This window comes from Pantoea sp. KPR_PJ, from assembly GCF_041386365.1.
GTDB lineage: Bacteria > Pseudomonadota > Gammaproteobacteria > Enterobacterales > Enterobacteriaceae > Pantoea.
Genome location: NZ_JABMIK010000002.1, coordinates 685,510 through 707,886, shown reverse-complemented (window position 1 = coordinate 707,886; position 22,377 = coordinate 685,510). Strand labels below are relative to the sequence as shown.

Sequence of the window (22,377 nt, the reverse complement as noted above, 5' to 3'; positions counted from 1 at the left end):
TTCGCTATTGAAAACAGATGAATCATCTCACTGGTGAAAATAGTTTTCTCGTCTACGCTAAATAACAACCACCAAATGTTATGTTGTTTTAATTAATATTGATTATTTAACGTTGTCTGTTGCGAGGAGAACCACCATGCATGAAACCCGGATTAATAATGGCACAACAGAGACCATTACCGAAACGCACGCTGGATTACCGTTAAAGCGTATTTCCTGGAGTGCGGTTTTCGCTGGCGTAATTGGTGCGCTGATAGTGCATATTTTACTGACGCTGCTCGGAACCGCGATCGGCGCAACAACAATCGATCCTCAGCAGGAGCAGAATCCTCTACAGCATTTGGGCACCGGTGCACTGATCTGGACCGGACTGAGCATGCTAATCGCGATGGCAGTGGGCAGCTATCTGGCGGGGCGTCTGGCACAGCGTGAAGGTGCACTGCATGGCCTGCTGATGTTTGGTCTCAGCACCCTGCTGACCATCTGGCTGGCCGTTTCTCTTGCCAGCAGCCTGATCGGCGGCGCATTCAATATTATTGGTTCTGGTTTCCAGGCAGTAGGCAGTGGTATTTCCGCCGCCGCCCCAACGGTAACCAATTATGCGAAGCAGAAACTGCAGGAAAATAATATTAATCTTGACGATTTGCAGAATGAACTGGAAACGACGCTGCGCCAGACGGGCAAGCCTGAATTGCAGCCGGAAAATTTACAGCAGGACGTAAATAACGAAGCGAATAATGCAGAGAATCAGGCGAAAAATACCGCGCAGAACCCACAGAATGCCGATAACGATATTACCAACTGGGTTCGCGGCGTGCTGACGCGCCATTCTGATACACTGCAGGCGGCTGACCGCGACGCGCTGAAAAATATCATCAAGGCGCGCACCGGTAAGAGCGATCAGGAAGTTGAACAGATCGTGAGCCAGACCGAGCAGAGCTATCAGCAGGCGGTACAGAAATATGAGCAGCTGAAGCAGCAGGCGGAGCAGAAAGCACGTGAGGCCGCTGAGCAGGCTGCAGCCGCAACGGCGAAAGCGAGCTGGTATGCCTTCTTTATGCTGCTGATTGAAGCCGTACTGGCAGCGGTAATGGGCCGCATCGGCCGTCGCACTCAGCCTCGCCAGGTGCTGAGCCACGAACGTCGCTAAGCGTAAGCGGTGACCCATAAAAAAGGCGGCTGAAAAGCCGCCTTTTTCATGTTAGCGCTTCAGCGCTTCGCTCAGTTCATCACGCATATTTGAGAGCAGTGATTTAACCACGCGCGGGTTACCCGCCACGATGTTACCTGAGTGCATATAGCTGTGGCCGCCGGTAAAGTCGGTGACCAGGCCGCCAGCTTCGCGCACCAGCAGTTCACCTGCTGCGAAATCCCACGGTTTCAGGCCGATCTCAAAATAGCCATCTACGCGACCAGACGCGACATAGGCCAGATCCAGCGCGGCTGAACCGGTGCGACGGAAGTCGGCACACTGAGTAAACAGTTTGGTCACGACGTTCATGTAGGACGGCGCATGCTGTTTGGTTTTGAACGGGAAGCCAGTGGCGAGAATGGTGCCATCGAGATCGCGAGCCGTGCTGCCGCGCAGACGGTAGCCGTTAAGCTGTGCGCCCTGACCACGAACGGCGGTAAAGAGTTCGTTACGCATCGGATCGTAAACCACGCCCACTTCGGTGCGGCCTTTGATACGCACGGCGATAGAGACAGCGAAATGGGGCAGACGTTTGATGAAGTTGGTCGTGCCATCCAGCGGATCGATAACCCATTGAATGTCCTGATCGTCGCCCGCCAGTTCGCCACTCTCTTCAGTAATGATGGAGTGCTGCGGGTAGGATTTGCGAATCACTTCGATAATCAGTCGTTCTGCATCACGGTCAACATTGGTTACAAAGTCGTTGCTGCCTTTCTGGCTGGCTTCGACCGCGTCCGGGGTTTCATAATTCTTGGCAATCAGGTTTCCGGCCTTGCGCGCAGCGCGCACGGCGATGTTGAGCATCGGATGCATCGGTATCTCTCACTGGATGTTAAAGAACGGGAAAAACGGCGCGGAGTATAGCAGTGCGTTCTTTAAATGTCTCGATTTATGTTAGCATGCTGACCATCATTTCCTGACTGACGCCAATCTATGCTGCAGAACATTCGAATCGTACTGGTAGAAACCTCCCACACCGGCAACATGGGCTCTGTGGCCCGCGCCATGAAAACCATGGGCCTGAGCAACCTTTATCTGGTCAATCCGCTGGTCAAGCCTGATTCACAGGCAATCTCGCTCGCCGCAGGTGCCAGTGATGTCATTGGCGAAGCTAAAATCGTCGACACGCTCGACGAGGCTATCGCTGGCTGTAGCCTGGTGGTAGGCACCAGCGCCCGTTCGCGCTCGCTGCCTTGGCCGATGCTGGACGCGCGCGAATGTGGTGTGAAAAGTGTGGAAGAGGGCCAGCAGGCCCCCGTTGCGCTGGTGTTTGGCCGCGAGCGCGTCGGCCTGACCAACGACGAACTGCAAAAGTGTCATTACCACGTTGCCATTCAGGCTAACCCGGCATACAGCTCGCTCAACCTGGCGATGGCGGTGCAAATCATTGCCTATGAAGTGCGTATGGCATGGCTGGCCGCTCAGGAGAACGCGCAGCCAGCCCCGACGTATGCGGAGTCACCTTATCCGCTGGTAGACGATCTTGAGCGTTTCTATCAGCATATGGAACAGATGATGCTGAACAGCGGCTTTATCCGTGAAGGCAACCCGGGCCAGGTGATGAGCAAGCTGCGTCGCCTCTATACCCGCGCGCGTCCTGAGCGCGATGAGCTGAATATCCTGCGCGGCATGCTCGCCTCATTTGAGAAGCGCAAAGGCGACAAAGAGTAGTTGACTAAATTACCAGGTTAAATAGTTGAGTGAAATACTCGGTTAAATAGTTGACCAAAACACTCGGGAATGTCAGACTTCGGCTATCTTTTGCTAATCCTCCGATAACCGGACGCTATTGAGGTAGTTCGCTATGAGACTGACATCCAAAGGACGTTACGCTGTGACCGCTATGCTGGACGTGGCCCTGCATTCCCATGAAGGACCGGTTCCGCTGGCGGATATCTCCGAGCGTCAGGGCATTTCGCTCTCCTATCTGGAGCAGTTATTCTCACGTCTGCGTAAACATGGTCTGGTGGCCAGCGTACGTGGTCCGGGCGGCGGTTATCTGCTGGGTAAAGAGTCCAGCGCCATTGCGGTGGGGGAAGTGATCACCGCCGTTGATGAGTCCGTCGATGCCACCAAATGCCAGGGTAAAGAAGGTTGCCAGGGCGGTGAGCGTTGCCTGACGCATGTGCTGTGGCGCGATCTCAGCGTGCGCATTAGCGAATTCCTGAACAACATTACGCTGGCCGAACTGGTCAATAACCAGGAGATTCTGGACGTTGCCGATCGTCAGAATGCTCAGGACAACCGACGTTTCCAGAACAACCGCGTTCAGGAAATCAACGTCAATCTGCGCGCCTCGTAATCCCTCGCTTCTGCGGCCCTAACTGCTAACGCGGTCAGGGCCGAATCTGCTATAAAGACGTACGATTTTCGATACGGAGCTTTAGCGCAATGAAATTACCGATTTACCTGGATTATGCCGCCACCACCCCGGCCGATCCGCGTGTTGCCAGCAAAATGATGCAGTTCCTGACGCTGGACGGCACCTTTGGTAATCCGGCTTCACGCTCGCACCGTTTTGGCTGGCAGGCGGAAGAGGCGGTCGATGTTGCGCGTAATCAGGTGGCAGAGCTGGTCAATGCCGATCCGCGCGAAATTATCTTCACCTCTGGCGCAACCGAATCTGACAACCTTGCCATTAAGGGTGCCGCCCATGCCCGGCGCGCCCGCGGCAGGCACATCCTCACCAGCCAGACCGAACATAAAGCGGTGCTCGACAGCTGTAAGCAGCTGGAGAGTGAAGGTTTTACCGTCACTTATCTGACTCCGCCAGCGAACGGTATTGTGACCGTGGATGCGGTGCGTGATGCACTGCGCGACGACACCGTGCTGGTTACCCTGATGCATGTGAACAATGAAATTGGTGTGGTTCAGGATATAGCGGCCATTGGCGAACTGTGCCGTGCGCGCGATATCCTGTTCCACGTCGATGCCACGCAGAGCGTGGGTAAGCTGCCGATCGATCTCAGCACGCTGCCGGTCGACCTGATGTCCTTTTCAGCCCATAAGCTCTATGGGCCTAAAGGGATCGGCGCGCTTTACGTGCGTCGCAAGCCGAAAGTTCAGATCGATGCGCAGATGCACGGCGGTGGCCACGAGCGCGGCATGCGTTCCGGCACCCTGCCGGTGCATCAGATTGTCGGCATGGGCGAAGCATTTCACCTCGCCCGCGAGGCGCGCGAAAGCGAAATGACGCGCCTGGCTGCGCTGCGTGCGCGGCTGTGGCAGGGGCTGAGCGCGCTGGAGGGGGTTCAGCTCAACGGCGATCTGACGCAGAGCGCACCCACTATTCTTAACGTCAGTTTTGCTGGCGTTGATGGCGAATCGCTGATCATGGCACTGAAAGATCTGGCGCTCTCTTCTGGATCGGCCTGTACCTCTGCCAGCATGGAACCCTCTTATGTCCTGCGCGCCATTGGTCTGGACGAGGCGCTGGCGCACAGTTCACTGCGCTTCTCGCTGGGCCGCTTTACCACCCAGGAAGAGATCGACTACGCCATTGCCCTGGTGCAAAAGGTGGTGACTCGCCTGCGTGCGCCCCTGTCCACTTCACGTTAATCCCTGCGCCGTTGGCCGGATAAAACCGGAAACGGCGCCTCTCCGGCTGGATCCGCTGGCGTCACCCGAGAATATCTGTTATCAGGTCTGACGTTTAACTGCTAAAGCCTGCGCTTCTGGCTGGATGAGACTTATAACGCATACGGAGTTTCGCGATGACAACACAACCGATGACTATCACGCTGAGCCATCAGCCCGCAGATGCGCGCTGGGGTGAGAAAGCGATTCTGACCAGCAACGACAGCGGCATGACTATCCACCTGAACGGTGCGGATGAACTCAACACCATCCAGCGCGCGGCGCGTAAAATTGACGCCCAGGGTATCCGTCAGGTGACACTGAGCGGTGAGGGCTGGGATCTGGAACCGTGCTGGGCGTTCTGGCAGGGCTATCGCGGGCCGAAAGGGCAGCGCAGCGTGGCCTGGCCCACCCTCAGTGAACAGGATCAGGCGGAGTTCTCCCGCCGTTTGCGCATTATCGACTGGGTGCGCGATACCATTAACCTGCCAGCAGAAGAGCTGGGCCCGGAAGATCTGGCGCATAGCGCGATCGACCTGATTACGGAAGTCGGCGGTGAAGCGGTCAGCTATCGCGTCACGCGCGGCGACGACCTGCGCATTCAGGGTTATCTTGGCCTTCACACCGTGGGACGCGGCTCCAGTCGTCCGCCCGTGCTGCTGGCGCTCGATTACAACCCAACCGGTGACGACAGCGCACCGGTCTACGCCTGTCTGGTGGGCAAAGGCATTACCTTTGATACCGGCGGCTACAGCCTGAAACAGAGCGCCTTTATGGACTCAATGAAGTCCGATATGGGCGGTGCAGCGACCGTAACCGGCGCGCTGGCGCTGGCGATTTCCCGCGGCCTTAAGCAGCGCGTTAAGCTGTTCCTGTGCTGCGCCGATAACATGGTCAGCGGCAATGCGTTCCGCCTGGGTGACATTATTCGCTACCGCAACGGCAAATCGGTTGAGGTGATGAATACCGACGCGGAAGGGCGCCTGGTGCTGGCTGATGGTCTGATCGATGCCAGCGAGCAGCAGCCAACGCTGCTGATAGATGCAGCCACGCTGACCGGCGCGGCAAAGACCGCCCTGGGCAACGACTACCATGCGCTTTTTACCTTTGACGACGTGCTGGCACAGTCGCTGATGGGCAGCGCCACCAGCGAGAATGAGCCGTTCTGGCGTCTGCCGCTGGCGGAGTTCCACCGCAACCATCTGCCGTCTAACTTTGCCGATCTCAATAACATTGCCAGCCCGGCGCACGCCGCAGGGGCAAGCAGTGCCGCCGCATTTCTGTCGCACTTTGTGACGCGCTATCAGGAAGGCTGGCTGCATATCGACTGTTCAGCGACCTACCGCAAAGGTGCAGTCGATCAGTGGGCTGCGGGCGCAACCGGCATTGGTGTGCGCACCCTGGCGAATCTGCTGCTTAAGTAAAGGACCGGGTGACGGTTTCTCCGTCACCTTACGGAGAAAGGCAAATTATGAATCGTCTTGAAGAGGTGCTAAAGCTGGCAGCCACTGAGCCAGCGCACCGTCCAGAGTTTTTTCAGCTGCTGCTGACCGCCGACGTCTGGGTACCGGGCGAGAGTACTCAGATGCCGTTTGCTGCCGATACGCCGGTCGATCTGGTGCACTGGGAAAAAGAGGATGGCCGCAGTGTTATCCCGTTTTTCAGCTCCCAGGAAGCCATGAGCGAGGCCATTGAGGGCGAGCAGGCTTGTCTGCGTTTGCCGGTGCGCACGCTGTTTGAGATGACGCGCGGCGAAACGCTGTTCCTCAACCCCAGGCTGCCAGCCGGTAAAGAGTTTTCTCCGGCGGAGATTGCCCATCTGCTGGGGGAGGAGGGGAATGCGCTGAGCCAGCAGACCGTACTGGAGGGCGGGCATGCGCTGCTGCTCTCTGAGGTGGCAACGCCGCCTGCGCAGATGATTGACTCGCTGACGCAGCTGTTCAGCAAATACAAACAGGTACGCCGCGCTTTTGTTGCCACTATTCGCGAAAGCACCGATGAGCAGCCCAATCTGCTGATCGGTATTGAGGCGGAAAGCGACATAGAGGCCATTATTCAGGCGGCGGGCAGCGTCGCCACGGATACGCTGGCCGAGGATGCGCCGATTGATATTTGTGAAGTCGTGGCGGGCGAGAAGGGCATTAGCCATTTTTTCACTGCCCACATCACACCGTTCTATGAACGCCGCTGGGGCAGCTTCCTGCGCGACTTCAAAGGAAGTCCTCGCATTATCTGAAACGGGTGCGGCGATCGGCCGCCCCTTTTTATCTCTTCTCGATCGGCAGATCGTCGCGGCTGCCCCATTCGCCCCAGGATCCGTCATAGAGCGTCACGTTGCGGGCGCCCAGCACGGTCAGCGCCAGAATGACCACCACGGCGGTCACGCCTGAACCACAGCTGGCAACGATCGGCTCATCCAGCTTCACGCCCGCGTTGTCGAAAATAGCGCGCAGTTCTGCTTCCGGCTTCAGCGCCCCGTTGACCACCAGATCGTTCCAGGGCACGTTGCGGCTGTGGGGAATATGACCGCGATGCAGACCCGGACGCGGCTCATCGACTTCGGCGTTGAAACGGTTCGCCGCGCGCGCGTCAATAATCTGTGCGCCGCCCTCATGGCTGATCAGCAGCACGTCGGTCAGGCGTTTCACCTGAGTTTCATCCAGTGTCGCTTCAAACTCCCCCTCTGGCAGCGTGACCGGCCCGGTCGCCAGCGGTAAGCCCGCCGCTTTCCAGCCCTGTAATCCTCCTGCCAGAATCGATACCTGCTCTACGCCAAAGGTGCGCAGCATCCACCAGGCTCGCGGGGCAGAGAAGAGGTTGCCCTCGTCATACACCACCAGATGTTTATCGCTATGGATCCCCAGTTCACGCATCGCCACCGCAAAGCGCTCGGCGCGCGGCATCATATGTGGATAAGGGCTGCTGTGATCGGAAAGGGTTTCAATGTCGAAAAAGGGGGCGTCGGGCAGATGGCCCGCCAGATATTCTGCGGTGATATCGCGTACGGCCTCCTGGCCTGGCGGCAGCATGCGGGCATCCAGTACCTGTACGCCCTCTTCGGCGTAGTGTTCGTTTAACCAGTCAGCAGAGACAAATATGGCTGTCATAACAACCTCTTCTTATCGTCAGGAAAACCCAGTGTCAGGGAATGTGAAAGCTATCTCAAGGGCAGGGTGGCTAAAATGGTGAGTTTGCGGTGAAATCGCGCAGCGACGGTCTCCAGTGGCTACCCTTCCCTCCGCTGCGTAAGGGGAAAGCCGCACCGATGGCGATCGCCAGCGCTCTGCTGCGCCATCTTACAGCCAACTGGCCAGACGGTGCTGATTTTGCCTGCGGCGATGCAGGTGAAAAGCGCGAGTGGTGTTTTAGCGGCTCGCCAGGCGAGCAGGGCGCATTCAGCAACCCTGTGCAGCGGGTGCCGCTGCGCTTCCGGCCGCAGGCGGCGGGGGAGAATAAAGGAGAGGCGGAGCCGTTCGGTCCTCTTTTCTTTACCTGCAGCTGAAAGGCGGCGTATTGCACATTTTTTGCCTGTTTGCCCCGACAAATATCAATAATTTTCAATAAATCATGCGATCGCTAATAGGCAACGCCCGCCGATCTCCCTATAATCGGCGCGTTTTCTTACCGGGAGCGGGTTCCCGGTTTCTTCAGGATGCTAAAGACAGAGGTCAACATGGCAATCGAACGTACCTTCTCCATCATCAAACCAAACGCCGTTGCTAAGAACGTGATTGGTGCTATCTACAACCGTTTTGAAAGCGCAGGCTTCAAAATCGTTGGCGCTAAAATGCTGCAGCTGAGCAAAGAGCAGGCTGAAGGTTTCTACGCTGAGCACCAGGGCAAACCGTTCTTCGACGGCCTGGTTGAGTTCATGACTTCTGGTCCGGTTGTGGTTTCTGTACTGGAAGGTGAAAACGCCGTTCAGCGTCACCGTGACCTGATGGGCGCGACCAACCCGGCGAACGCGCTGGCTGGCACCCTGCGCGCTGACTACGCAGACAGCTTCACTGAAAACGCGACCCACGGTTCTGACTCTGCTGAGTCTGCCGCGCGTGAAATCGCCTACTTCTTCGGCGAAAACGAGATCTGCCCGCGCACTCGTTAATTGCGCTGAGGTCAGCCAGGCAGGGCGCTTTACAAATTTCTACGTAACGCGCAGCCGACTGTCCTGACATCATCTTGCAGATGTTGTAAAATATCGCGCCCTTGTTGAGCCAGTCTCAGCAAGGGCGTCTTTTTTTTCTATCCTTAACCAGAGCCATAACGTGTAATAACGAGGCCAGAGAATACTATGTCCGAACAGATTGTGACGCCGTCGTCCGCTTCCCCTGCCGTAGTCGCCCCCAAAAGCGAAAAAATTAACCTGCTGGACCTCAACCGCCAGCAGATGCGTGAACTGTTTCTCTCCATGGGCGAAAAGCCGTTCCGCGCTGACCAGGTGATGAAGTGGATGTACCACTACTGCTGCGATGATTTCGAGCAGATGACCGACATTAACAAGGTGCTGCGCGCGAAGCTGAGCCAGATTGCAGAGATCCGTGCGCCGGAAGTAGCCGAAGAGATGCGCTCCAGCGACGGCACCATTAAGTGGGCAATCCGCGTTGGCGATCAGCTGGTTGAAACGGTTTATATCCCGGAAGACGATCGCGCGACACTCTGTGTATCGTCCCAGGTAGGCTGTGCGCTGGAGTGTAAATTCTGCTCAACCGCACAGCAGGGCTTCAACCGTAACCTGCGTGTTTCCGAGATCATCGGTCAGGTATGGCGCGCAGCGAAAATCATCGGTGCAGCGAAAGTCACCGGTCAGCGTCCTATCACCAACGTGGTGATGATGGGCATGGGTGAACCGCTGCTTAACCTGAACAACGTGGTTCCGGCGATGGAAATTATGCTGGACGACTTCGGTTTTGGTCTGTCAAAACGTCGCGTCACGCTCTCCACCTCTGGCGTTGTGCCAGCGCTGGACAAGCTGGGCGATATGATCGACGTGGCACTGGCAATTTCGCTGCATGCACCTAACGATAAGCTGCGCGACGATATCGTCCCGATCAACAAGAAGTACAATATCGAGATGTTCCTTGGCGCAGTTAAGCGCTACCTGGCGAAATCCAACGCTAATCAGGGCCGCGTAACCATTGAATACGTGATGCTGGACCACGTCAATGACAGCACCGACGACGCCCATGAGCTGGCGGCGCTGCTGAAAGATACGCCCAGCAAAATCAACCTGATCCCCTGGAACCCCTTCCCGGGCGCGCCCTATGGCCGTAGCTCTAACAGCCGGGTGGACCGTTTCGCTAAGGTCCTGATGGAGTATGGCTTTACCACCATCGTGCGTAAAACGCGCGGTGACGACATTGATGCGGCCTGTGGTCAGCTGGCGGGCGATGTTATTGACCGTACCAAGCGCACGATGCGTAAAAAAATGGCGGGTGAGCCGATATCTGTGAAGGCGCTCTGAAACGAGGCAACTGGGGGTTTCACCTGATGAGGACGCATGGCAGGCTGCTGCCATAGTAACGTTCTGGTCATCAGGAGAACCGAATGGGTAAAGGATTACCAGCCAGTTTACTGGCACTGATTGTTGTAACCGGTTGTGTCAGTCGCAGCCCCTGTTCTGGGGCAGCTGAGACGCGTCTGGCGCTGGGGATGCACTATCTGGCGGCAGGGGATTTTGCTGCCGCCAGCCGCAATTTTCAGCGGGCGCAGGCCGCTGCGCCACGTGACTACCGTATGCCTCTGGCACGGGCCCGGCTGGCAGAAAAACAGGGAAACCGTGCCGAGGCGATGCGTAACTATCAGCAGGCGCAGCGGCTGGCACCAGCAAATGGCTATGTCGCTAACAATTACGGTGCGTTTCTCTGCGCTTTAGGGCAGTATGATGAAGCGCATCAACAGTTTAAGCGGGCTATGGATGCGTCAGAAAGTGACGCTCAGGCCGACGCATGGGAGCTGTCAGGATATTGTTATCTCCAGGCAGAGAATATGCAGGCTGCACGAGCGGCGCTGGGGCGGGCACTTGAGGCAAATCGCGCGAAAGGCGATGCGTTGCTGGACGAGGCGGAAAAACAACGCGTACTTTATCCGGCACATGCTTTACTGTTAACTGAGCTTTATCAGCAATATCTGCCTGCTACGGCACGCAGCTTAGCGTTACAGATCCGTTTCGCCGCGCAACAGGGAAAAGCTGCTGACGTTACACGTTATAGCGACCAGTTAGCGCGAAGTTTTCCACAATCGATACAGTACCAGCGTTATTTAGCTAATGAATACTGAAGCCACTCAAGACAACTCTGCAGTACACTCCACAGGTGAACGCCTGCGTCTGGCCCGTGAAAAAATGGGGCTGACTCAGCAAAACGTGGCTGAACGCCTGTGCCTGAAACTTACGACCGTACGCGATATCGAAGAGGACAAATCGCCGGCCGATCTGGCGTCGACCTTTTTGCGTGGATACATTCGCTCCTACGCGCGTCTGGTGCATATTCCTGAAGAGGATCTGCTGCCGATGATGGCGAAGCAGACGCCGGTGCGTGCGGCAAAAATTGAGCCGATGCAGAACTTCTCGCTCGGCAAACGTCGCAAAAAGCGCGACGGCTGGCTAATGATTTTCACCTGGCTGGTGCTGTTTGTGGTGGTCGGTCTGACCGGCGCATGGTGGTGGCAGAATCACAAAGCTTCCCAGGACGATCTGGTTTCTATGGCGGACCAGAACGGCAGCAGCAGCGATAACAGCCAGTCGATCCCTCTCGACGGCGGCAGCAATGACGCCAGCGAGGAGACGACGGCACCGGCTGCACCAGATGAAACCAACAGCGCTGACAGCAGCACGGCATCACCGGCCGCCAGCCAGCCGAGCAGCACCACTGCGGCTCAGTCTGCCAACTCCAGCGCGGCACCTGCCGCAACCTCTGCTAACAGCGCGGTGGTCTCACCGAGCCAGGCTCCGGTTGAGAGTAGCGCAACGCCGTCTGTGACCGCCGGTCAACTGCCGACCAGCAATGCAGCCGTGGGTGAAGCACCTGCCGATCCGAATACCGTTGTCATGAATTTTAATGCGGACTGCTGGCTGGAAGTCACCGACGCCACCGGTAAAAAACTGTTCAGCGGAATGCAACGTAACGGTGGTAAACTCAGCCTTTCCGGTACCGCACCCTATCGCCTGAAAATTGGCGCACCGGCGGCGGTGCAGGTGCAATATCAGAACCAGCCGGTTGATTTAAGTCGTTTTGTCCGTAATAACCAGGTTGCTCGCCTGACGTTGGGTGCGCAATAACGCTGCATCGCGCCCCGGGCAATTGTGGAGAAAGAATATGCATAACGAAGCACCCATTATCCGTCGTAAATCAACCCGGATTTATGTCGGCAAGGTGCCTGTCGGCGACGGCGCGCCTATCGCCGTTCAGTCGATGACCAATACCCGCACTACCGATGTCGATGCCACGGTCAATCAGATCAAAGCGCTTGAGCGCGTCGGCGTGGATATTGTCCGCGTCTCTGTGCCAACGATGGATGCTGCGGAAGCCTTTAAGCTGATCAAGCAGCGCGTCAACGTGCCGCTGGTGGCAGATATCCATTTTGACTATCGCATTGCGCTGAAGGTCGCCGAATATGGCGTTGACTGCCTGCGTATTAACCCAGGCAATATCGGCAACAACGAGCGTATCCGCCAGGTGGTGGACTGCGCGCGTCACTACAACATTCCCATCCGTATCGGCGTTAACGCCGGTTCGCTGGAAAAAGATTTGCAGGAAAAATATGGCGAGCCGACGCCACAGGCGTTGCTGGAATCGGCTATGCGCCACGTTGACCATCTTGATCGCCTTAACTTCGATCAGTTCAAAGTCAGCGTTAAAGCGTCAGATGTTTTCCTGGCGGTTGAATCCTATCGTCTGCTGGCGAAACAGATCGATCAGCCGCTGCATCTCGGTATTACCGAAGCAGGCGGCGCGCGCGCGGGCGCGGTGAAATCGGCGATTGGTCTTGGCCTGCTGCTCTCTGAAGGAATTGGCGACACGCTGCGCATTTCGCTGGCGGCCGATCCGGTGGAAGAGGTCAAAGTCGGCTTCGACATTCTCAAGTCGTTGCGCATCCGCTCGCGTGGCATCAACTTTATCGCCTGCCCAACCTGCTCGCGCCAGGAGTTTGACGTGATCGGCACGGTGAATGCGCTTGAACAGCGTCTTGAAGACCTGATCACGCCAATGGATGTCTCCATTATCGGCTGCGTGGTAAACGGTCCCGGCGAAGCCACGGTCTCGACCCTGGGCGTCACCGGCGGTAACAAGAAGAGCGGTTTCTACGAAGATGGCGTGCGTCAGCGCGATCGTCTCGATAACGACGATATGATCGATCAGCTTGAGGCGCGCATCCGTGCCAAAGCCACCATGCTGGATGAGAGTCGTCGTATCAGCGTGCAGCAGCTGGAAAAATAACATCCGGCGCGTGCAGCGTGACTTTGTTTAATGAACCTGTGCGGTTTCATCCTCATAAGGTATGATGCCGGACAGGTTTTTTTGTATTAAGAGATTTTAACGTGGCGAAGAACATTCAAGCTATCCGCGGCATGAACGACTACCTGCCGGCAGATACGGCTATCTGGCAACGGATTGAAGGCACGCTCAAGCAGGTGCTCTCCAGCTACGGCTACAGCGAAATTCGCATGCCGATCGTGGAGCAGACGCCGCTGTTTAAGCGCGCTATCGGTGAAGTGACCGATGTGGTTGAAAAAGAGATGTATACCTTTGACGACCGCAACGGCGAAAGCCTGACGCTGCGTCCCGAGGGGACCGCAGGCTGCGTACGCGCCGGGATTGAGCATGGTCTGCTTTACAACCAGGAACAACGCCTGTGGTACATGGGCCCGATGTTCCGCTACGAGCGTCCGCAGAAGGGCCGCTATCGCCAGTTCCATCAGCTGGGGGCAGAGGTATTTGGCCTGCAGGGTCCCGATGTCGACGCTGAGCTGATTATGCTGACCGCGCGCTGGTGGAAAGCGCTGGGCATCGCCGATCACGTGCGCCTGGAGCTTAACTCCATCGGTTCGCTGGAGGCGCGCGCCAACTATCGCGACGCGCTGGTCGCGTTTCTCGAACAGCATAAAGAGGTGCTGGACGAAGACAGCAAACGCCGCATGTACAGCAACCCGCTACGCGTGCTGGACAGCAAAAATCCTGAGGTGCAGACGCTGCTCAACGATGCGCCACAGCTAATGGATCATCTCGACGACGACTCTCGCGAACACTTTAGCGGGCTTTGCGCGTTGCTGGACGATGCGGGCATCGCCTACACCGTCAATCAGCGCCTGGTGCGCGGTCTCGACTATTACAATCGCACCGTTTTTGAGTGGGTGACAGAAAGCCTGGGTGCGCAGGGCACAGTATGCGGCGGTGGCCGTTACGATGGCCTGGTCGAGCAGCTAGGCGGACGCGCTACTCCGGCGGTAGGTTTCGCAATGGGGCTGGAGCGTCTGGTGCTGCTGGTGCAGGCGGTTAATCCTGAATTTGAACCGACGCGCGTTGTTGATGTCTATGTTATCGCTTCGGGGCAGGGCGTTCAGTCTGCGGCCATGCAGCTGGCAGAAAAATTGCGTGACGAAGCGCCAGAGCTAAAGCTAATGACCAACTTTGGCGGCGGCAACTTCAAGAAGCAGTTTGCCCGTGCCGATAAGTGGGGCGCTCGCGTCGCGCTGGTCGTGGGTGAAGATGAAGTGAAAGCCGGTCAGGTGGTGATTAAGGATCTGCGCAGCGGCGATCAACAAACGCTGGCACAGACAGAGGCTGCTGCTGCATTGCGCACGCTGTTGCAGTAAGCGTGGCACGGCACCAACCAGAGAAAGGAGAGGGATCGCGTGGAAGTCTATAGCAATGAAAACGAGCAGGTTGACGCGTTACGTCGCTTTTTTGCCAGTAACGGCAAGGCGCTGGCGGTCGGCGTGATTATCGGCATTGCCGCGCTGGGCGGCTGGCGCTACTGGGCCAGCCATGAAGAGGGGTCGGCAAAAGCGGTTTCAGCGCAGTATCAACAAGTAACCAGCGCGATGAAAGCTGACCAGCCAGCCACGCTGGATGCCGTAGCGAAATTTGCTAACGAAAACAGCAATACCTATGGCGCACTGGCGGCGATGGAGGCGGCAAAGCAGTATGTTGACGCTAACCAGCTGGACAAGGCCTCTTCCCTGCTGGAAAACGGCCTGAAAAATACCAAAGATGCCAATCTGCAGGCGGTGATTAACCTGCGTCTGGCGCGCATTCAACTGCAACAGAATCAGTCGGATGCCGCACTTAAAACCCTCGACGCTGTCAAGGGCGATGGCTGGACGGCCATTGTAGCGGATATTCGCGGCGAGGCGCTGCTGAGCAAAGGCGATAAGCAGGGCGCACGCGCGGCATGGAGTAAGGGCGTTGAGTCAAACGCCTCTCCAGCGCTGAAGCAAATGATGCAGATGAAGATGAATAACTTAAGCTAAGCCAGTCAAGAGAGAGCGCATGGAATTACGTAAATACCTGCTGCCAGGACTGATTTCAGTCACTTTGCTCAGCGGTTGTTCGCTGTTCAGCGGCGAAGAAGATGTAGTGAAAATGGCCCCGCTGCCGAAGGTGGAAAATCAGTTTACCCCTCAGAAAGCGTGGAGCACGTCAGTTGGTGATGGCGTTGGCGATTTCTACTCTAACCTGCATCCGGCATGGCAGGACAATACCGTATTTGCGGCGGACCGTTTCGGCGTGGTGAAAGCGCTGGACGCCTCCAGCGGCAAGGAAAAATGGAAAGTCGATCTCTCTGAGAAAACCGGCTTTTTCTCGAAAAATATCTCGGCTCTGCTCTCTGGCGGCGTCACGGCGGCAGGCGATCATATTTTCGTGGGCAGCGAACGCGGCCAGGTGTTCGCGCTGAACAGCAACGATGGCACCCTTGCATGGCAGACGAAGGTGGCGGGTGAAGCGCTGTCGCGTCCGGTGGTCAGCGATGGCCTGGTGCTGGTGCACACCAGCAACGGTATGTTGCAAGGGCTGGATCAGAGCAGCGGCGCGGTGAAGTGGACCGTCAACCTGGATATGCCTGCGCTGTCACTGCGCGGCGAGTCTGCGCCAGCGGTGGCATTCGGCGGCGCAATTGTCGGCGGCGATAATGGCCGCGTTAGCGCGGTCATCATGAATCAGGGCCAGATCATCTGGCAGCAGCGTATTTCCCAGCCGAGCGGCGCAACGGAAATCGATCGCCTGAACGATGTCGATACGACACCGGTCATTGTCAACGGCGTTGTCTACACGCTGGCCTATAACGGCAATCTGGCGGCACTCGATCTGCGTTCCGGCCAGATCCTGTGGAAGCGCGAAATTGGCGGCGTGAAAGATCTGATTGTCGATGCCGGCCGTATCTATCTGGTGGATCAGGACGATCGCGTTATCGCCCTGAACGCAGACGGTGGCGTGGCTATCTGGCGTCAGAGCGATCTGCTGCACCGTAACCTGACCACGCCCGTGCTCTACAACGGCTATCTGGTTGTGGGTGATAGCGAAGGGTATCTGCACTGGCTCAACACCACGGATGGCCGTTTTGTTGCCCAGCAGAAAGTGGACAGCGATGGCTTCCAGACTGAGCCGGTCGTGGCCAGCGACAAGCTGATCATTCAGGCCAAAGGCGGCGAGGTTTACGCGATAACGCGTTAACCGGCTAGCAGGATTTGCCTTCCGTATAACGGCTCCTGACGCGTCAGGGGCCGTTTCGTTTTTATTCAGGCATGATATTCTTAGCGCCTTCAGCCTGAACCTGGCGGTTAAAACCGTTATAATCACGCCATTCGGGCGATTAATTTTTTTATTGAGGCACTGTTATGATTCCTGTGGTCGCGCTGGTTGGGCGTCCCAATGTGGGGAAATCCACGCTGTTCAACCGTTTAACGCGCACTCGTGATGCGCTGGTGGCGGATTTTCCCGGACTGACTCGCGATCGCAAATATGGTCGCGCCGAAGTGGAAGGGCGCGAATTTATTGTTATTGATACCGGCGGTATCGACGGCACCGAAGAGGGTGTCGAGACGCGTATGGCAGAGCAGTCGCTGCTGGCGATCGAAGAAGCCGACGTCGTGCTGTTTATGGTGGATGCACGTGCGGGTGTGATGCCAGCGGACAAGCAGATCGCCAACCATATCCGTTCGCGCCAGAAGCCAACCTTCCTGGTCGCCAACAAAACCGACGGGCTCGATCCCGACTCTGCGGTAGTGGATTTCTACTCGCTGGGTCTGGGCGAAATTCATGCGATTGCGGCCTCCCACGGTCGCGGCGTGACCAGCCTGCTGGAGACGGCCCTGCTGCCGTGGATGGATGAGGTTGATCCGCGTGAAGTGACCGAAGAAGACGAAAACGAAGCTTACTGGGCGGCACTGGCAGCGGAAGAGAACGGCGAAACGCCGGAAGAAGAGGAAGAAGCGTTCGATCCGACCGGCCTGCCCATTAAGCTGGCTATTGTTGGGCGTCCTAACGTCGGCAAATCAACGCTGACGAACCGCATCCTCGGTGAAGATCGCGTTGTGGTCTATGACATGCCGGGCACGACGCGCGACAGTATCTATATCCCGATGGAGCGTGACGGCCGCGAGTATATCCTGATTGATACGGCAGGCGTGCGTAAGCGCGGCAAAATTACCGACACGGTAGAGAAGTTCTCGGTGATCAAAACGCTGCAGGCAATCGAAGACGCCAACGTGGTGATGCTGGTTATCGACGCGCGTGAAGGGATTTCCGATCAGGATCTGTCACTGCTCGGCTTTATCCTGAACAGCGGGCGCTCGCTGGTGATTGTGGTCAATAAGTGGGATGGTCTGACGCAGGAGATCAAAGAGGAAGTCAAAGAGACACTGGACTACCGTCTCGGCTTTATCGACTTTGCCCGCGTACACTTTATCTCTGCACTGCACGGTAGCGGCGTAGGTAATCTGTTTGAATCCGTTACGGAAGCCTATGACTGTTCCACCAAACGTGTTAACACCTCTATGCTGACGCGCATTATGAATATGGCAGCAGAGGATCATCAGCCACCGCTGGTGCGCGGCCGTCGCGTTAAGCTGAAGTATGCACATGCCGGTGGTTATAACCCGCCTATCGTGGTGATCCACGGAAACCAGGTGAAGGATTTGCCTGACTCCTACAAGCGTTATTTGATGAACTACTTCCGTCGTTCGCTTAACGTGATGGGCACGCCAATCCGTATTCAGTTCAAAGAGGGCGACAACCCGTTTGCGGGTAAACGCAATCTGCTGACGCCAACCCAGCAGCGCAAGCGCAAGCGTCTGCTGTCGCACCTGAAGAAAAATAAGCGTTAAACCATAAAGGGACCGGAAGGTCCCTTTTTTTTGCCCTGATAGTTGTTCAGTGGCTCTTCAGTCACGGCATAGCGCTGCCGCGCTTCGGCGGCAGTCGCCTGCCACACCCATTTTGTAGCAAAAATGCTATTGCCACGTTTACTTCACGTTATAGATGTTCACCTTATTATGTACCAGGTGGTACAATCCTGCCCCGTATTGCGACGCGGGCAGAAAATTTTACATGCTTCCTCGCTCACAATGCCTGCAACCCGGACATGGGTCCGTACCATTACCAAGTAAAATAAAGCTGTACCCGGTGCGTCAGACGCCGCTATGCCTCAGCCGCTGTCGTCAGGCTGGTGTGAGGTAAGGCTTTATTTTTTCAGGAGAGTTTGTGTTATGGCTGAAACATCATCCCGATCCGGCAAAGGATTGGGTATCTGGTCGATTTTGCTGGGGCTGGTGCTGCTGGCAGTCGGCCTGTTCTTTGCTATCGGAGGCGGCAAACTGGTGTCGCTCGGTGGAAGCTGGTACTTCCTGATCGCAGGCATTGTCACCCTGCTCTCAGCAATCCAGTTTTTCCGCCGTAAATCCTCTGCCGTTGTGCTGTTTATTCTGGTTTTTGTCGGCACGCTGATTTGGGCACTGTTCGATGCGGGCTGGTCGTTCTGGCCGCTGGTATCGCGCCTGATGGTGCCGTCAGGTCTGATGCTGCTGGCCTTTTTGACCTGGCCGGCGCTGCGCAAGCGCGAGGGAAAATCTTCGCTGGCAAAAGTTTCCTTTGTGCTTTCAGCCGTAATCGCTGTCGGTATGGTAGGCACCCTGGTGCAGATGTTCCAGCCGCATCCGACCGTGGCGATTACCGGTAAAGCGCTGCCGCTGATCCCGGTTGATAAAAGCAAACCGCAGCAGGACTGGAACAACTATGGCCGCACGCCGGGCGGTGACCGCTTTGCTGCGGTTGACCAGATCACGCGTGATAACGTGAAAGATTTGCAGGTTGCCTGGACGTTCCATACGGGTGATACGCCGATCAGCCCGACGGGCAACGGCGCGGAAGACCAGCAGACGCCGCTTCAAATCGGCAACACCATCTACCTCTGTACACCGCACAACAACGTGATTGCCGTTGAGGCTGACAGCGGTAAGCAGATCTGGAAACGCGAAATCAACGCACAGGCAGATGTCTGGCCGCGTTGCCGTGGCCTGGCTTACTTTGATGCGACGAAACCGCTGACCCAGCCGAGCAAACCAGGCTCAACGCCCGTACCCGCAGCGAACCTGGCGGCAGGGGATAGCTGTCAGCGCCGTATTCTGATGAACACCATTGATGCGCGTCTGATTGCGATCAACGCCGACAACGGTGAGTTCTGTGAAAACTTCGGTAACCACGGTGTGGTGAACCTGAAAGAAGGTCTGGGTGAAGCGCAGGATCCGAAGTATCAGCTGACTTCCGCGCCAACCCTGGCGGGCACCACGGTAGTGGTGGGCGGTCGCGTGGCAGATAACGTTCAGACCGATATGCCTGGCGGCGTACTGCGTGGTTTTGACGTGATCACCGGCCAGCAGCGCTGGGCGTTTGACCCAGGCAATGTCGATCCCAATGCCGTCCTGATGCCGGGCCAGAACTATAAACGCAGCACCCCGAACTCCTGGGCACCGATGTCCTACGATCCGGCGATGAACACCGTGTTTATCCCGATGGGCAGCTCATCTGTGGACCTGTGGGGGGCAAACCGTACTGAACTGGACCATAAATATGGTGCATCGGTACTGGCGCTTGACGCCACGACAGGGAAAGAGAAGTGGGTTTACCAGACCGTACATAACGATCTGTGGGACTTTGACCTGCCGATGCAGCCGAGTCTGGTTGACTTCCCGATGAAGGATGGCACCACCAAACCAGCGGTAGTGATTGGCGGTAAAACCGGCATGATCTTTGTGCTGGACCGCGAGACGGGCAAGCCGCTGACGAAAGTCGAAGAGCTGCCAATGCCGCAGGGTCACATCCCGAATGAGCAGTACACCAAAACTCAGCCGCACTCGACTGAGATGCCGCAAATCGGCAACCAGACGCTGACTGAATCAGACATGTGGGGAGCGACGCCGTTCGATCAGCTGGCATGTCGAATCGCTTTCAAATCGATGCGTTATAACGGCCTGTTCACCGTGCCGGATACCGACAAATCTCTCAGCTTCCCTGGCTCTCTGGGCGGCATGAACTGGGGCAGCATGTCGTTTGATCCGAACAACCAGTACATGTTCGTTAACGATATGCGCCTCGGCCTGTGGGTGCAGATGATCCCGGCCGATACCAGCAACATTGCGCGCGGCAGCAACGGCGGTGAGGCGATCAACACCGGTATGGGGGCGGTGCCGCTGAAAGGCACGCCTTATGCGGTGAACAAAAACCGCTTTATGTCTCCGCTGGGCATTCCATGCCAGGCACCGCCGTTTGGTACGCTGTCGGCGATCGACATGAAGACGCGTAAAATCGTCTGGCAGGTGCCGGTAGGTACGGTGCAGGATACCGGACCGTTTGGAATTAAAATGCACGCGCAGATGCCCATCGGTATGCCGACGCTGGGCGGAACGCTGGCAACGCAGGGCGGCCTGGTGTTTATCGCTGGTACGCAGGACTACTACCTGCGCGCCTTCGACAGCTCAACGGGTAAAGAGGTGTGGAAAGCACGTCTGCCGGTGGGCAGCCAGGGCGGACCGATCAGCTACGTTTCACCGAAAAATGGTAAACAGTACATTCTGATCTCTGCAGGCGGTGCGCGTCAGTCACCCGATCGCGGCGACTATGTTATAGCTTACGCGTTGCCATAACGGTTAAGCGTGATCGTCAGACCCTGCGCCTCAGCGCAGGGTTTTTTTTTGCATGCAAATAAGAGCGGACATCGCGTTTGTCAGTTATCGGCCTTATCGCCGTCACGCCACAGCGCTTCCAGCTCCGGTGGTGCCACCTGTTCCGGGATCAGCAGGACAATGGTGCCGATTTCCCGGTGAGTGGCATAACTGATTTGAATGCGGAAGTAGCGCTGGTCACTGCGCCCGATTTCAGGCGCTTTATCCTCAGGTTCGCCTAACGGCAGCGCCTGCTCCAGAACCTGACAGACGCGCTGCTTCTGCGGCTGAGGCAGCTGAGCCAGCGCAAAGCGCCGCGCGCCGCGCAGGCCGGGAATAAACGCCAGCCCGCCTTCCCGTTCGACCTCAATCACCGCATCGTCAGTCAGTTCAGGAAAAGCACTCATAGCACGCCAACCTCCTTCCACGCCTGTTCAATAGACTGCGCCACCGGGCGATCGAAACGACGTTCAGCATGCTGGATAGTAAAGCGGGCAAAGGTACTGAAGTCGGCGTTTTGCGGCAGCGATTTATCACATACCGTATCGTACCAGGCGTAGCCTGCCTGCTCCCAGGCGTAACCTCCCAGCGCTTTTGCAGCCAGGCAGAAGGCGCGGTTTGGAATGCCTGAGTTAAGGTGAACGCCGCCGTTATCTTCCCGCGTCTTGATGTAGTGATCCATATGCGCAGGCTGCGGATCTTTGCCCAGCATAGGATCGTCGTAAGCGGTGCCTGGCTCAGCCATAGATCGCAAGCCGCGTCCGTTGATCCCGCTCGCCAGCAGACCTTCACCAATAATCCAGTCAGCGCTCTCTGCGGTCTGTTTCAGGTGATACTGTTTCACCAGCGAACCAAATACGTCGGAGAGCGATTCATTGAGTGCACCCGCCTGCTCAAAATAGATCAGGCCCGCTTCCGTCTCGGTCACGCCATGCGCCAGCTCATGCGCCACCACATCAATAGCAATGGTGAAACGGTTAAAAATTTCGCCGTCGCCATCGCCAAATACCATCTGCTGACCGTTCCAGAAAGCGTTCTGATAGGCCTTGCCGTAATGGACGGTTCCGAGCAGCTTCAGACCCTGATTATCCAGCGAGTTCCGCTGGTAGGTCTGCCAGAAAAAGTCGTAGGTAACGCCCAGGTAATCCCACGCCTCTTTTGCGGCGACGTCACTGCTTTCCGGCTGGCCTTCACTCAGCAGCAGCTCGCCCGGCAGGTTTTGCGTATTTTTTGCATCATAAATTTCACGGTCGACCTGACCGCCAGCTGCCGTTCGCGGCGCAACCGGCTTTTGCCAGTTTTCTGCCATCAGATGCTGAACGTGCATCAGCGTGCGGCGCGCATAGTCCTGTTGATGAGTGGAACCGTGAGCGACAATGTTACGTAAAATATAGGGAGGAATAACGCTGTAGGACATACCCGACTCCTTGGCACAAGTAATGTGCCAAAAAGTATA

21 protein-coding genes are annotated in these 22,377 nt (G+C 56.8%); 17 read left to right on the top strand and 4 right to left on the bottom strand.

Annotation, left to right across the window (positions count from 1 at the left end; translation table 11 throughout):
• Positions 1-136: 136 nt before the first annotated feature.
• Positions 137-1,150 (top strand): hypothetical protein, encoded by a 1,014-nt coding sequence (locus HP564_RS07995; protein WP_371241823.1) that lies wholly within the window; start codon positions 137-139, stop codon positions 1,148-1,150.
• A 51-nt stretch (positions 1,151-1,201) separates the two neighbouring features.
• Here the strand turns inward: HP564_RS07995 and suhB are convergent, their stop codons facing one another.
• Complete coding sequence (suhB, locus tag HP564_RS07990; RefSeq protein ID WP_371241821.1) at positions 1,202-2,005, bottom strand: inositol-1-monophosphatase; 804 nt, start codon at positions 2,003-2,005, stop codon at positions 1,202-1,204.
• 120 nt (positions 2,006-2,125) lie between these two features.
• Between suhB and trmJ the strand changes: the two genes are divergently transcribed.
• From trmJ to sseB, 5 genes are all read left to right on the top strand, one after another.
• Positions 2,126-2,863 carry a tRNA (cytosine(32)/uridine(32)-2'-O)-methyltransferase TrmJ gene (gene trmJ / locus HP564_RS07985; RefSeq protein ID WP_371241819.1) on the top strand — a complete coding sequence of 246 codons (738 nt, stop codon included), beginning with the start codon at positions 2,126-2,128 and terminating at the stop codon, positions 2,861-2,863.
• Positions 2,864-2,996: 133 nt separating this feature from the next.
• Positions 2,997-3,494: a Fe-S cluster assembly transcriptional regulator IscR gene (iscR, locus tag HP564_RS07980; protein WP_371241817.1), complete on the top strand. Its 498-nt coding sequence runs from the start codon at positions 2,997-2,999 to the stop codon at positions 3,492-3,494.
• 89 nt (positions 3,495-3,583) lie between these two features.
• Positions 3,584-4,750 (top strand): IscS subfamily cysteine desulfurase, encoded by a 1,167-nt coding sequence (locus tag HP564_RS07975; protein WP_371241815.1) that lies wholly within the window; start codon positions 3,584-3,586, stop codon positions 4,748-4,750.
• A gap of 155 nt (positions 4,751-4,905) precedes the next feature.
• Positions 4,906-6,192, top strand: coding sequence for an aminopeptidase PepB (gene pepB / locus HP564_RS07970; RefSeq protein WP_371241814.1), 1,287 nt, complete (start codon positions 4,906-4,908; stop codon positions 6,190-6,192).
• A gap of 47 nt (positions 6,193-6,239) precedes the next feature.
• Entirely contained in the window at positions 6,240-7,004 is a 765-nt protein-coding gene (gene sseB / locus HP564_RS07965; RefSeq protein ID WP_371241811.1) for an enhanced serine sensitivity protein SseB, read from the top strand.
• 28 nt (positions 7,005-7,032) lie between these two features.
• Here the strand turns inward: sseB and sseA are convergent, their stop codons facing one another.
• Positions 7,033-7,875: a 3-mercaptopyruvate sulfurtransferase gene (sseA, locus tag HP564_RS07960; protein ID WP_371241809.1), complete on the bottom strand. Its 843-nt coding sequence runs from the start codon at positions 7,873-7,875 to the stop codon at positions 7,033-7,035.
• 89 nt (positions 7,876-7,964) lie between these two features.
• Here sseA and HP564_RS07955 point away from each other — a divergent pair, with 89 nt between their 5' ends.
• The 11 genes from HP564_RS07955 to HP564_RS07905 all read left to right on the top strand — a co-directional run bounded on the left by HP564_RS07955 (position 7,965) and on the right by HP564_RS07905 (position 20,903).
• Positions 7,965-8,270: a hypothetical protein gene (locus HP564_RS07955; protein ID WP_371241807.1), complete on the top strand. Its 306-nt coding sequence runs from the start codon at positions 7,965-7,967 to the stop codon at positions 8,268-8,270.
• Between the two features lie 171 nt (positions 8,271-8,441).
• Entirely contained in the window at positions 8,442-8,873 is a 432-nt protein-coding gene (ndk, locus tag HP564_RS07950) for a nucleoside-diphosphate kinase (RefSeq protein ID WP_003848684.1), read from the top strand.
• A 186-nt stretch (positions 8,874-9,059) separates the two neighbouring features.
• Entirely contained in the window at positions 9,060-10,229 is a 1,170-nt protein-coding gene (locus HP564_RS07945; RefSeq protein WP_371241802.1) for a bifunctional tRNA (adenosine(37)-C2)-methyltransferase TrmG/ribosomal RNA large subunit methyltransferase RlmN, read from the top strand.
• Between the two features lie 83 nt (positions 10,230-10,312).
• Positions 10,313-11,044 (top strand): type IV pilus biogenesis/stability protein PilW, encoded by a 732-nt coding sequence (gene pilW / locus HP564_RS07940; RefSeq protein WP_371241800.1) that lies wholly within the window; start codon positions 10,313-10,315, stop codon positions 11,042-11,044.
• Positions 11,034-12,044, top strand: a complete 1,011-nt coding sequence (gene rodZ / locus HP564_RS07935) for a cytoskeleton protein RodZ (RefSeq protein ID WP_371241798.1) — start codon at positions 11,034-11,036, stop codon at positions 12,042-12,044. Before pilW ends, rodZ begins: the two co-directional genes overlap by 11 nt.
• A 37-nt stretch (positions 12,045-12,081) precedes the next feature.
• Positions 12,082-13,203 (top strand): flavodoxin-dependent (E)-4-hydroxy-3-methylbut-2-enyl-diphosphate synthase, encoded by a 1,122-nt coding sequence (gene ispG / locus HP564_RS07930; protein ID WP_371241796.1) that lies wholly within the window; start codon positions 12,082-12,084, stop codon positions 13,201-13,203.
• A 101-nt stretch (positions 13,204-13,304) separates the two neighbouring features.
• The gene (gene hisS, locus HP564_RS07925) at positions 13,305-14,579 is read left to right on the top strand and encodes a histidine--tRNA ligase (RefSeq protein ID WP_371241794.1); all 1,275 of its coding nucleotides are present in this window, start codon (positions 13,305-13,307) and stop codon (positions 14,577-14,579) included.
• Positions 14,580-14,618: 39 nt separating this feature from the next.
• Positions 14,619-15,236: a YfgM family protein gene (locus HP564_RS07920; protein ID WP_371241793.1), complete on the top strand. Its 618-nt coding sequence runs from the start codon at positions 14,619-14,621 to the stop codon at positions 15,234-15,236.
• A 19-nt stretch (positions 15,237-15,255) separates the two neighbouring features.
• Positions 15,256-16,437, top strand: a complete 1,182-nt coding sequence (gene bamB / locus HP564_RS07915; RefSeq protein ID WP_371241791.1) for an outer membrane protein assembly factor BamB — start codon at positions 15,256-15,258, stop codon at positions 16,435-16,437.
• Positions 16,438-16,601: 164 nt separating this feature from the next.
• Positions 16,602-18,089, top strand: coding sequence for a ribosome biogenesis GTPase Der (gene der, locus HP564_RS07910; protein WP_371241790.1), 1,488 nt, complete (start codon positions 16,602-16,604; stop codon positions 18,087-18,089).
• Between the two features lie 381 nt (positions 18,090-18,470).
• Positions 18,471-20,903 carry a glucose/quinate/shikimate family membrane-bound PQQ-dependent dehydrogenase gene (locus HP564_RS07905; protein ID WP_371241788.1) on the top strand — a complete coding sequence of 811 codons (2,433 nt, stop codon included), beginning with the start codon at positions 18,471-18,473 and terminating at the stop codon, positions 20,901-20,903.
• 80 nt (positions 20,904-20,983) lie between these two features.
• On the opposite strand, the gene HP564_RS07900 is transcribed toward HP564_RS07905, so the two are convergent.
• A complete protein-coding gene (locus tag HP564_RS07900; protein WP_371241786.1) occupies positions 20,984-21,328 on the bottom strand; it encodes a protealysin inhibitor emfourin in 345 nt (114 codons plus the stop codon).
• Positions 21,325-22,338: a M4 family metallopeptidase gene (locus tag HP564_RS07895; protein WP_371241785.1), complete on the bottom strand. Its 1,014-nt coding sequence runs from the start codon at positions 22,336-22,338 to the stop codon at positions 21,325-21,327. The genes HP564_RS07900 and HP564_RS07895 overlap by 4 nt, the downstream gene beginning before the upstream one ends.
• Positions 22,339-22,377: the final 39 nt, after the last annotated feature.